The organism is Psychromonas ossibalaenae ATCC BAA-1528 (assembly GCF_000381745.1).
In the GTDB taxonomy this organism is placed as follows: Bacteria; Pseudomonadota; Gammaproteobacteria; order Enterobacterales; family Psychromonadaceae; genus Psychromonas; species Psychromonas ossibalaenae.
The window spans coordinates 99,431-111,984 of sequence record NZ_KB906967.1 but is presented as its reverse complement, the minus strand read 5'-3'; the positions used below and the strand labels follow the sequence as shown (position 1 = coordinate 111,984).

The 12,554-nt window shown below is 41.1% G+C and carries 9 protein-coding genes; 2 read left to right on the top strand and 7 right to left on the bottom strand.

The window, feature by feature from the left end:
* Positions 1–52: 52 nt before the first annotated feature.
* The 7 genes from G327_RS0100410 to G327_RS0100370 all read right to left on the bottom strand — a co-directional run bounded on the left by G327_RS0100410 (position 53) and on the right by G327_RS0100370 (position 8,827).
* Positions 53–649 (bottom strand): glutathione S-transferase family protein, encoded by a 597-nt coding sequence (locus G327_RS0100410; protein ID WP_019612783.1) that lies wholly within the window; start codon positions 647–649, stop codon positions 53–55.
* Positions 650–756: 107 nt separating this feature from the next.
* Positions 757–1,242, bottom strand: coding sequence for a hypothetical protein (locus G327_RS0100405; protein ID WP_019612782.1), 486 nt, complete (start codon positions 1,240–1,242; stop codon positions 757–759).
* Between the two features lie 156 nt (positions 1,243–1,398).
* Positions 1,399–2,325, bottom strand: a complete 927-nt coding sequence (locus G327_RS23705) for a DUF3179 domain-containing (seleno)protein (protein WP_019612781.1) — start codon at positions 2,323–2,325, stop codon at positions 1,399–1,401.
* Between the two features lie 244 nt (positions 2,326–2,569).
* Positions 2,570–2,740: a hypothetical protein gene (locus tag G327_RS26760; protein WP_019612780.1), complete on the bottom strand. Its 171-nt coding sequence runs from the start codon at positions 2,738–2,740 to the stop codon at positions 2,570–2,572.
* A gap of 308 nt (positions 2,741–3,048) precedes the next feature.
* Entirely contained in the window at positions 3,049–5,778 is a 2,730-nt protein-coding gene (locus tag G327_RS0100385; protein ID WP_083938409.1) for an alpha-amylase family glycosyl hydrolase, read from the bottom strand.
* Positions 5,779–5,910: 132 nt separating this feature from the next.
* Positions 5,911–7,371 (bottom strand): helix-turn-helix transcriptional regulator, encoded by a 1,461-nt coding sequence (locus tag G327_RS0100380; protein ID WP_019612778.1) that lies wholly within the window; start codon positions 7,369–7,371, stop codon positions 5,911–5,913.
* A 307-nt stretch (positions 7,372–7,678) separates the two neighbouring features.
* On the bottom strand, positions 7,679–8,827 hold the full coding sequence (locus tag G327_RS0100370; RefSeq protein WP_019612776.1) for an iron-containing alcohol dehydrogenase: 1,149 nt from the start codon (positions 8,825–8,827) through the stop codon (positions 7,679–7,681).
* 198 nt (positions 8,828–9,025) lie between these two features.
* Here G327_RS0100370 and G327_RS0100365 point away from each other — a divergent pair, with 198 nt between their 5' ends.
* Positions 9,026–9,910, top strand: coding sequence for an AraC family transcriptional regulator (locus G327_RS0100365; RefSeq protein ID WP_019612775.1), 885 nt, complete (start codon positions 9,026–9,028; stop codon positions 9,908–9,910).
* Between the two features lie 543 nt (positions 9,911–10,453).
* On the top strand, positions 10,454–12,235 hold the full coding sequence (locus G327_RS23700) for an EAL domain-containing protein (RefSeq protein ID WP_019612774.1): 1,782 nt from the start codon (positions 10,454–10,456) through the stop codon (positions 12,233–12,235).
* Positions 12,236–12,554: the final 319 nt, after the last annotated feature.

The window sequence follows — 12,554 nt, the reverse complement described above, 5'->3', positions numbered from 1 at the left end:
GCTGGTTTAAATTACTCGTTCCCATGCTTTGCACGGGAACGAGGTCAAGGCTTTACGCCATGCCGATATATTTTGTTAAAGAAGCTATTCTGTCTATCCATGCTTGTATTGCTGGATAAGAACAAAGGTCAAAACCGCCTTCGTGGGCAACGTGGGTATAGCCGTAAAGGGTAATATCTGCGGTCGTCAGCTGCTCACCAACTAAGTATGGCGTATTTTGCAGCTGAGCTTCCATCACTGCCAGTGCTTTGCGGCCGCCTTCCTGCCTGGATTCATAATCAGCTAAACGATCTTCCGGTAAATCAAGATATTTGGCAATAAAGCGGGCCACGGCTATAAACGGCTCATGACTATACTGTTCAAAAAACTGCCACTGTTGAACTTTCGCTAACTCGAAAGTGTCTGTGGGTAATAACTTACTGCCTGAAGCCAGGTAATTTAAAATGGCATTGGATTCACAAAGACAACGCCCATCGGCCAGTTCAAGCATTGGGATTTTGCCGTTGGGATTTTTTGCTAGAAAATCCGAATCTTCTGTATCACCGGCCAGAATATCAATATGAACCCATTCATGTTCTATCTCCAGGAACGAGCACAATAATTTTACTTTGTAACAATTGCCTGACTGTATATCGCCGTATATTTTCATGGGTTTTCCTTTTGTTTTTACTTTATTAAGTTAACTCGTTCCCATATTCTGAATAGGCACTAAATATGCTGTGGAATGAAAGTCTACCGACGGTTATGAGTATAATTTTAAAGCTTATCATAAAGCCATATCGGTGATATTTTGTAATAACCGATATGTGTTAAAGCACCAATAATTGTCAGTGTTATCGCATAAAACAGCTCCAGACCTGCAATGTAAGCTAAGGGTAATAGAAAACCGATAAAACTATTGATTCTAATAAACTTTATTAACGATAGATAAAGTCCCTTTAACTCAGTTTTTAGCTCTTCATTCATTTCCTCTTCTAAACAGGGGGCAATGCGAGCCGCATTACGATTGATAAAAATAATTTGATAGATAGAGAGGCAGAGTAAAAGCAGGGTAATAATGGTAAACGGCCACATATAAAAATTGAATTGCTCAAACAGTTTATTTTTTACAGAAATATAACCTTCAGATTCGTTTAAAAATATAAAAGTGACAATCGGTGTCAAAAAGAAAGCTAAATGTAAATACCATTTTATTCTGACCATGGTTTTCAAGTTCTGTTGTTCATTTTCCGATAAAACCATTTAAAAACATATCTCCTGTAAAATATAACCCTCTGTGTGATAGAAAAACGCCGTGTTCCTTCACAATTGGCTTGTCAATTATTTGTATTTGAAATGCACTTTACATATCTGGGTGAGGTTTATCAAATGATTCTTTCTGTGCGGGAACGGGCACCGCTACTTAACCTTGTCTAAAACGACACCAGTGTCAGAGTTATGTATTACCCAGCTAAACCACATTTCATAATATCCAGGAAATTCTTCTCCATCGATTAGTATCTTTATTTCTCCTTGTTCATTAATGATATTTATAACGGTGTCAGAATATTTATGGGTGAATTTACCAGATAGAAACGTTCTTAATGGAAATGCGAATGAGGTATTTTTATATCTAAACACATACATGATTTCTTTTGCATGATACTTAGCATTAACCTTACTGATAGGAAAATAAATTGCATCTGATGTTTCATAATCTTCATATGGATAATGATTATAATTCCGATTGAATCCGGTGTCGGTGCTTAACATTAATGAATTCGGGTATTTTTTCTTGACGTCTTTGAGCTGTAATAAACTGACATCCATGACTTCTAGTTTCCTTCCACTGTAATCGCCAATAACAGCCTGCCCTAAAGACTGTGACCAGAAGCTTTCTGTTACACTATCGTACATAAGTAAGTTGGACTCATATAGATAACCAGTTACTCCAAAACGATGTATTCTGCCTGCAAATTTTTTATTAAAGGCTATTGCAGATCCACATAGAGGACAAAATGTAACTGCAATATATTTGTCTCCAATCTGATCATTTATGATCTCGTGCCAGACTAATATATTAAAAGGGTAAAACCGCGTCTCATTTTCAATTTTAAGCAGCACACCTAGAGCATCATCGCGTATATCAGCATATTTAATATGAATAAATTTAGGATTATCAATGGCAGGAATTCCATCTTTTCCAGGTCCTCCTGATAATACTTTTTTTAAATCAATTGTATTTTTTGAGAAATTCGTTTTGAAATGAGCATCAAATTCTTCAGCCGGCTGTATAAATGAAAAGGCAAATAACAACGGCAGGATCAGCAGTACAAGTTTTCTCATAATGTTATCTCCGAATTTTTCTAGTCTCTGGCAAGTGATTTGGGTGCGTTGTCTTATTTCATATCCGTTTAATAAAAAACGAGCACCCAATAGTTTCAAGTCATAATGCAATGATTTAAAACAACTCAATATATAGATATCCTGCCTTTTACCCTGCTGACTTTGCACCTTGAAGTATCATGGGTAACTGTGCCCAGTTTCGAAAATTGTCGTGTTATAAAAAATAACCAAACAAAATAGACAATTAATGTGCGCAGCCTTGTGTGCAGCGTTTTAGTAAAAATTCCTGCATATCATTTCCATTATACACAGCCTGCTGATCTAGAGTTTGGTGCTGCTGCAGTGCTGAAACGGGTGATATAAACACTGACATGGAAATAATCACAGCTGCTGTCATTGAGATTAATTTTTTCATTTTACCTCTCCTTTTTATCCCGTTGATAGTAACGGAGATATAATACAAGACCGAGTTTCTCTCTATATAATTTCAAACACAAAGTCCGGTAAAACAGCGTGAAGGATAATAGATGCGGGTGTTTGAGGTGACCTGCCCGCCGCAGCCTCACGTTGAACCTCTGGGGGAGAGTCTGCAGAAAAACAGATATAGACCTTCGTATTTTTTTATCTATGAACTGGAAGGGGAGCATTAAATCTCTGCTGAGAAAGATATAATGCTTTAGCGGTTTAGTTCAGCTTTCCACCTTCCATATTTTTAAACTCCTGTTATTCGCTTAGTGTGATCACAGGTAAATCATCCCAGATTTTCGCTTCATCGCTATCTCCGCCGGAGAAACTCCATGGGCCTTTTTCAGCTTGAAGGGGACGATAGGCCGCAGACAGTCCGTCTAAGTCCCAGGTCGTGATGTAGAAACTAATTCCGTTCAGCGTATCTGGACGGCCAAGTGCATCGCTGGCAAAGTCTAGATAGACTGCATTGCCGCCTTTATCTACGGTGACCACTGGTGCCGGTGCGACACTTTCTCCCCACGTCTGCGCATCGGCTCCCTGGGTATTGTAAATCGAACTTTGCCAGCCGAATACGACTGCATTTCTATTCCATCTACCGCTCGGCATCAGCGCATTGATTTTGGGCAGTGTCGTTAACCCCTGTGAAGCTTCACCCGGCAGGCCGATAAAGATTGAAAAGCCAACGTGGTCGAAGCCGTTCGGCGGCAGCCAGCTGTTGGTTATATTGTTCATGGTCAGCTTTAGACGGACATTGCTGCCGACTGAGAACAGTTCCGCTTTATCAATAGCCAGCTGGCTGCTGGTTTTATCAAAGGTTGGATCCGTCGGCAGGGAATATGAACCGTTCAGGCCGCCTGCACCATCTTGAGCATCGCCGGAATCATCAATGACTTGATCTGCAGTATCCGCCCAGGATAAATCAGAAGTGAAAATAATATCTTCACTGCCGGTTTTCTTTTCTGCTGAGTAGACAGCGAATCTGTGCTGTTGTTTACCTATAGTAAAGTGACGGATTGAAAGTGAAGTTGACCAGTTTCCAGCGTCATCCACTTGAATTTCTTTCGCGGTTTCTAAGTTGCCGTCAACAACCAGTTTTAAGGTGCTGTCCGGTACACTATTACCCGTAATTACAGTATCTTGGGTGATAGTGATATTATCCCAGTTTCCGTCTAACTCAACTTCTGTACCTGCCTGGTCGAAATCACCCGTCTGGTTTGTTTTGAAGTAGACAACTGCTGATTTCGGCGCCATCTCCAGGCTGATTTCTCCCTGACTGTTTACGCTGAGGTTTTGCGGTGCTTGATCCCAGTTTGACTGGATTTTATTTTCGAAAACAGTGCCTGCCGCCTGCATCACATTAAGTTGATTAAGCAGCATAGGTGAAGATGATGTGTTCATTACCACCAGAACCTCCTGATCATCTAATCTGCGCATGAAACTGAATATACCTGCTCCGGCTTTGTCGCTGCTGAGTACTTGCAGTTCACCGTGAGTTAATACGCGGTTTTCAGTACGCAGTTTGGCTAACGCCTGGATGAATTGATACATATCGCTGCTGCTGTCAAAAGAATCCACTGATTGACCGTCTTCGCGATAGCCGCCGGCAAACATAGCATCGCGGCTGGCGGCCATCGCTTGTTCGGTGCCTTGATAAATGACTGGAATGCCTGGAACTGTCATCATGGTGATCAGCGCCTGCTGCATATCCTGCTGACTGCCCTGCGATAAGAAACGCGGCATATCATGATTATCGATAAAGTTAGGCATAATGTACGGGTTAGGGAATACCTCCATCATGCGTTCAAGCCTGTAACGAAGGTAATCCGTAGGCTGACCTGAAGCAAATACGCGTGTCATCGTCGCCTGCAGCGGGAAGTTAAGGACAGCGGTAAGCTGAGCCGGTGTACCATTTTCACCTATGTAAGTGAGCATTTTTTCTTCACCTTCAGTGTTATAAGGTGTCGAGGTTTCAAATACTTCGCCAAAGGTAAGAAAATCCTGTCTGCCGGTCTGTTTAGCCTGGGCTAAAATGCCGTCTTCACTGTGTAGAAAATCATTCCAGAAATCATGTTCGACAAATTTAACGGTATCGATTCTAAATGCGTCGACACCGACTTCGCGGATCCACTTACGGTAACTTTCTTTTAAATAAGCGCGTACTTCGGGGTCTGAAGTATTGAGGTCATCAAGGTCAGACAGCTGCCGTGTTTTCTCTTGAAGGGGATCATTGTGATCGGTAATGCTAGGAGTCCAGTGGTAAGTCCCGCTGCCGTCGCTTCGGCATTCAAGCTGGTTAAGCGGGTAAGGCAGAGCTTGTCCTGCTGGCAGTGCGTCCGGAATGACTCTAAAACCGATACAAGGCTTTTGTAGATCATATTCATAGGGTTTATCGTAAGTAAAAAAGTTGCCGACATGGTTGGTGACAATATCCTGAATAAGGAACATATTGCGGCTGTGCAGCTCTCTAGCTAAGGACTGGTAGCTTTGTATATCCCCAAAGTGTTCATCTATCTGCTGAAAGTCACGAGCCCAGTAACCATGATAGCCGCCGTAATTCTGCTGTGAATCCCACCACTGGTTAGCAACTGGGGGCGTGATCCAGACCGATGTTGCGCCTAAATTTTGAATATAGCTTAACTGCTCATTAACTCCGAGCAGATCACCGCCGCTGAATTTTTTATCTGAGCTTGGATCGTATTCATCCTGGCCTTGATCATTTAACTGGCTGTTGCCGTCGTTAAAGCGGTCAATCATTAAGAAATAGATGATCTGATCCTGCCAGTCAGGCGACGCCACATGAGTGCCGTTATCGGTATTGCTGCCGCTATTGTTGCTATTACTGTTGTCATTGATGCTGTTGTTATTATCGGCATCATCGTTGACACCGGCAGTACTGCTGCTGTTGTCTCCTGAGTTACAGCCTGAAAGGACCAGAGCGATGGATAATGATAATATTTTAAGCTTGTTAGACGAGTTGTTCAGCATTTTTACTCTCTCCATGAATATGTGTGGGCTAGACAATAGAGGAGATAATCAAAAATTTGAGTGTCACTTTACGCCATATTAATGGTCAGATGGTGTCAGTCTTGATTTAGTTTGAGCTGTACAGCATTTGTACTATCTAGGAAGCGTGAAAATGTAACCGTTCTGGTAGTTATCACAGTACAGTTCCTGTTGATCTAAGGTGTGTAATTTGAAGAAACAGCGTTTTGGAAGACTGTCTAAATGAGTCGACAGCGACCAGGAAACATAATTATTTTTTTCACTGGTTTTGTGCATTTTTATACCGCTGCTGTTGTGATGATCAATAATACAGTCGATTTTATCTATATCAGCTCTCTTACACACAAGTTCGATGACAATCCGAAATCCACCGCCTTCATGAACAATAATCATGGTCGGAAGTACGATTAAAGGCTGTCCGATTAAAATACCTTCGTTTACTACATAATTATGCTGGTGGTTATCATTTATGAACTTACTGCCGTTGATTTCATAATATAATTTGAATCTAAGCGGGCCTGCAACAGGCAGGTTTGCTGTAGACCACAGCTCTGTTCCTTTACTTAAAAAGTATTCAAAGAAAGCCGGGTAATGGCGCCATACCCCGTCTCGGTCGAGACATTCCACGCTGACGCTTTTCTCAAATGCAATATTGTCTACTTCAAGCCAGACTTGCCCCTGTTTTTTGTGCTGATTATGGTCATTCCAAGTGGCGTAATGTAAACGGATGGGATTATTTTTCTGCAGAGTGCGGTTATTGATACACTGTTCGCGATAATTTTGCGGCGTAAATGCATACCATTTACGAAAGGCACGATGAAAATTAGATGAGTCATCATAACCAAGCTGGGCCGCAATTGAGCTGGTATTTAAATCAGTATCAGCGAGCAGGCGCAGGGCAACGGTCTTTTTTTCATTCTCAATCAAAGTAGAAAAATTTAACTGTTTATCCTGCAGTCTTCGCTGCAGGGTTCTTGCCGATAATCCCATGCTTCTGGCTAGATCAGGTAAACGTAACGGTGAATCGATATGATCACGGATATGCTTTTTTAGCCGGTAACTCAGGTCTTCTTTTTCAATGCTCTGCTTCTGGAGCATAACAAATACCTGCCTGGCAAGCTTGAACATATTCTGCTCAGGTAACGCTTTAACATTAACCTCCCGCAGGTCAAAGTGAATCTTTAAACCGCTGCCGAATTCGTTTCTTAGCTGAGGGAAATTATGTGATTTAGTCTGGATCCAGCTATGGTGAAACTCCGTAAAGCGGCCAAGCAGTGTAAGCAGGTTCTGCGCACTAGAATAAGCCAGAGCAGGTAGCGAAATATTGCCGTGAGTACGGAAAGTCAGAGATAAAAAACCACTGCCGTTTTTGCTTTCAACATACAGAGTTCGATCAAATAAAGACAGGGATTTACTCCACCATAACAGGCCTTCATTTAATGAGGAGGCATTGCATAACAATATGTTCTGCACGCTGAGCAGCTCTTTAATATGCCAGCGCTGATTACCGATTAGAAAATGCGTACTGCCTAAATGCTGTGCGAGTAGGGCGCTGAATTCTTTATTGTCACTCAAAGCTAAATACCTGTTTGATTCTAAGCAGCTGCAGATTTACATATAACCTGCTGCTATGGCAAATATTGCTGGGTAACTATTGGGTATTTAATTAATTATTGCGCTCTAGCTCTGTATTTTTAATCTTGTAAAGGCAGGGGCTCGTTACACATTTAAAAATCATAACGCTATGATAAAAAGGTATGGATGCAGTGGTGCAGCAATTTGGAAACCATGATGATTAAGAATGACTATCAGCAGGAAAAGACCCGGCAAACTAATTATACGGGTAGTTCCTTGCTGATTTTTCTAATTAAGCTTAATGCTGTTACTTAACGGCATCTTCAAGAATCTGACGTGATACCTCAAGCGTAATTGCCTGATTTTCACCTAGTGCCACCATACCGTGTGCTTCAAGCTGTTTAATAACGTCGTTAATCGCTGATTGTTTGTCATCACCATGTTCTGTTAACTGAGTTGGTGAGTTTAAGCTGTGGTAGAAGCTTTCTATTTCAGTAATAGTGCGCTCTGCTAAATCATCAGATGCTTCTAAAGCAAATACGTTTTTACCTAATTGTTCCAGTTTTGCACGTTTTACTTCAATCTGGTTTCGAAGCAGTGACGGCTGAATAATAGACAGAGAGCGAGCGTGATCAACATGGTAAAGCGCGGTCAATTCATGGCCTATCATGTGTGTGGCCCAGTCTTGAGGAACACCTGTACCAATTAAACCGTTTAAGGCTTGATTTGCTGTCCACATCAGGTTTGAACGCCACTCATTATTATCACGATTGTTATATTGAGCGCCAAGCGTCAGCAAGTTACGAAGCAGGGTTTCAGCGTAGCCGTCCTGTACCATTGCACCAGCAGGTGTTGTCAGGTACTGCTCACAGGTATGTACCCAAGCATCAACTAAGCCGTTAATCAGCTGGCGTTCAGGTAATGTTTTCATTGAGTCAGGATCAAGCACTGCAAACTTTGGCTGTACCATCGGCGTCATGAACGGTAATTTTGTCTGTGTTGCTTTTTGGGTGATCACTGCACCAGAGTTTGATTCTGAGCCTGTTGCCGGCAGGGTTAAAATTGCACCGAGCGGGATAGCTTCTGTTACAGTATGTTTACCAAGCAGAATATCCCAGCCGTTACCATCGTACTTTGCAGCTGCCGCCACATATTTTGAACCGTCAATCACAGATCCGCCGCCAACAGCAAGAATGTAACCTATGTTCTCAGCTTTTGCGATAGCGACGGCTTTATCTAATGTCTCAACCGTTGGGTTTGGTTCAACACCTGAGAACTCAATCCAGGAATGATCCGCCAATGCAGCTGCAGCTTGATCATAAACTCCATTTTTTTTGATTGAACCACCGCCGTAAATCATCAAAACTTTTTGGCTTTTTGGAATAGATGCAGTGATTGCTGCGATTTGACCTTGGCCAAAATGGATTTGTGTAGGATTAACGTAAGAGAATTTCATTGTTTGGCCTCATTTCTTTGTAAAGGAGATAAACCCTGATTATATGTTAGAGTCTGTAATTTCAATAAGTGCATATTAGTCTTGTTGTGTGCAGTTAAAAAGGTTGATTAATCTATTTTTGTTGCCTATTTCTACAATTGTCTGTATTTTTGAAAGCAGAGTTAAACAGATGTGATCTGAGTACAAAAGGAATAAAAAATGAATTCACTTGGTGATTTGATGCAGATCTATGCGGATCGTTACAATCTCAACGAGCTTGAGGGTATAAAAGAAACGGCGGTTTCCGGCGTATACTTTTACCGCAGCAGCAAAGGCAATCAGCGTCAGCCTTTTGTTTATCAGTCGGGCATTATTGTATTGGGGCAAGGGCATAAGCAAATTCATATTGGTAATCAACCAGTGAATTATGGGCCGGATGATTATCTGGTCGTTGGTGTCCCCATGCCGTTAGAGTGCGAAGCCTTTCCTGAAGATAATGAACCATTACTGGGTTTAACTATTAATGTTGATTCCACTTTACTTCATCGCTTAGTGAATGAACTTGAAGCTGCAGATTTTCAAGTGCCACGCAGCGCAAACCAGGATGGATTTGGGTTAACGTCGGTAAAAATGGCCGATGATATGCTTGATAGTTGTAAACGATTAATGCTTGCACTGCACAGTGATCTGGATACAAAAATGTTAGGGGAATCTTTAATAAATGAGATTGTCTATCGAGTACTTACCGGCTCTGAAGGGCATGTATTATTTAATTTAGCACACCATGATGGACAATACGCAAGAGTGGCCAAAGCGTTGAATAAAATGCACCGTTCTTATGCTGATGGATTAACGGTTCAGCATCTGGCCGAAGAAGCGAATATGAGCATATCTGCATTTCATTCAGCTTTTCGTAAAGTAACCTTAGAGTCGCCACTGCAGTATTTAAAAAAAGTGCGCTTAAATAAAGCCAAAGAGTTGATTCAACTGGAAGGGCTGCGCGTGAATGAGGCCGCTCATTCAGTAGGTTACAGCAGTACCTCTCAATTCAGCCGGGAATTCAAGCGTCATTTTAATATGACGCCCAAAGGAAGTGCCGCGTAATACCGTTAAAGATAAGCTGAGAAACCTATTTTAATCATGGCGGTATGATAAAAATGGTTTGGGTGTTCAGTTTTTTCAATTCATTATCCGCAATAAGTGTTATTCAGGCGTGATCCTTCCAATTCAAACTCAAAATTCTAATGATACTCACTGCCAGCTTGATGATAATGAGCTGTTCGCTCTGTAATCCCTCGTAGTCCCTGCCAACGGAATCATTGCCGAAAGCTGCCGTTGGCCGGACATTAATCCAGCCCGGTACCAAACTGCCGATAACGGTAAAATCAATAGAGGTCACTTGTTATGGAAGCAGAATCTGCTCTTGTTATACGCAGAATGCAGAATGCAGAGTAAGGCATAACGTATTCGTTGAGGTGGCAGGAGGTAAAGCAGGGAAATAACTATACTAAATACAGAGTGGTGTAATAGAAGGTAATAGTTATATTTAGGAGTGAACCTAATATGTAAAGAAGGTATCAGTATTTTTTTCTTTAAAGGTTCGGCTGTCCTGCCGTCTTACTTACATTCCTACTAAGGGGGTGAGTTGTGAGTGATATTATAATGGAATCTTTTGGTGCCGTATTTGCCGGCATCATCTTATGGGTATTAACCTATAACATGGGGATTAAACGTGCCCTTCAGCTGCCGGGATCTAAATATATTCTAGTTGGCTTTTTCCTGCTTTTTTTCGGTATGTTGATCGATATTACGGATAATTTCCCGCAATTGAATCATTTTGTAATTATTGGTGATACTGAAATTGAAGCGTTTCTAGAGAAAGTGGTTGGAACGTTATTCGGCCTGTTATTCGTGGCAATTGGTTTTTACCGATGGCTGCCGAGTGTCATAAAACTTGAACAAACAGACAAAGAACTCAAATCCTTAAATGCTCAGCTTGATACGCGTGTGCAGAAGCGCACCAAGCAGCTGGAAAATATCAATGAACGTTTACGCTATGAAATTGGCAAGCGCAAAGTTTCAGAGAATAAACTTAAAAAGCAGGCATTATTTGACGGGTTAACTGGTTTGCCTAATCGAATTTTAATGTTGGAACGTTTAACTCAGCTTATTGATGAGGCTAAACGTAAAAATAATAAAGTTGCTATTCTGTTTATTGACATAGATTACTTTAAAAAAGTAAATGATACCCTTGGCCATGAAGCCGGTGATAACATTTTATGTCAGATGGCAAAGCGGATATCTTCCGAAATTCGCAGCTATGATACAGTAGCCAGGCTTGGAGGGGATGAGTTTGTTGTTGTTTTAGGCGGTATTTTTGAAGTTTCGGCTGTAAGCATGATAGCTGAAAAATTGATCCGTCAATTTAGAGTCCCATACATTATTGACAGTCGCGAATTAACCTTGACGGTCAGCATTGGTGTATCGATGTTTCCTGATGATGGTGAAATTGGGACGACACTGCTTTGTAAATCTGATTCTGCTATGTATCAATCTAAAGAAGTTGGACGAAATACCTATTCTTATTTTACAGATAAAATGAATGCAGAGATATCGCGTAGGCTAAATTTGGAAAACGAAATACACGGCGCCCTTGAGCGAAATGAATTTACTGTCTACTACCAGCCCAAAATTAATATTAGTAATAATAAATTTACCGGAACAGAGGCTCTCCTGCGCTGGTGTAATCCTGTATTAGGTAATGTTTCTCCTGCTGAATTTATCCCCATCGCCGAGCAGAATAGTTTAATTGTGCCGTTAGGGGAGTTTGTTTTAAACGAAGCGATGCGCGATACAGCAAAATGGCAGCAGAAATATGATCCGGACTTAACTGTCGCGGTCAACTTGTCACCGCGTCAGTTTAGAGATCCAAATCTAATAAACTATATTGAAAATACTATTAAAAAGCATTTTTCTTCAGGGGGATGCTTGGAATTAGAGATCACAGAAGGTGTCTTGATGGGCGGGCAGCATATTGAGGATGCGCTTAAAAGGTTAAGTGAACTAGATGTAAATATTGCGATGGACGATTTTGGTACGGGTTATTCTTCACTTAGCTATTTACGAAAATTTCCATTTAATGTGCTGAAAATTGATAAAAGCTTTGTTGACGACATAACAACTTCTCCATCTGATCAGACATTGATAAAAGCAACGGTAGCGATGGCGCACGGGCTGAATTTAAAAGTAATAGCTGAAGGTGTAGAAACAGAAAAGCAGCTTGAGTACTTAGAAAATCTCGATTGTGATTATGCCCAGGGTTATTTTTTCAGTAAACCAATCCCGTTTGATGAAATGGATAATTACTTAGCATCGTACAATAGTGCTTCTCCCCGGAAGTTTGTGCTCTATGAAGTGAGTAACGGTTAATACCAATCACACTAAATAGATGGCCTGTTTAGGTGTAGTAAAAATTGGTGATCACGAGGCATTGATTGCCGTAATTAGTTATTCTAATTACAAAATCAATAACGAAGGTAGCGCCTACTTTAACCAGCATAATAGGTTGGATAATTAGTGCGATTGGTATAAATACTGCCTGTAGTAGAAAAAGCCGGATCATACCTTAATGCAGTTCCGTCCGGGACTGCTTTTTAATCTTAATGTTTTTCTGAAAACTCCAAACTGAAGGCCCAGACGGTTAATATATGCAGGTTGACTATTTTGGTTGATTTTATTTTGACTAATT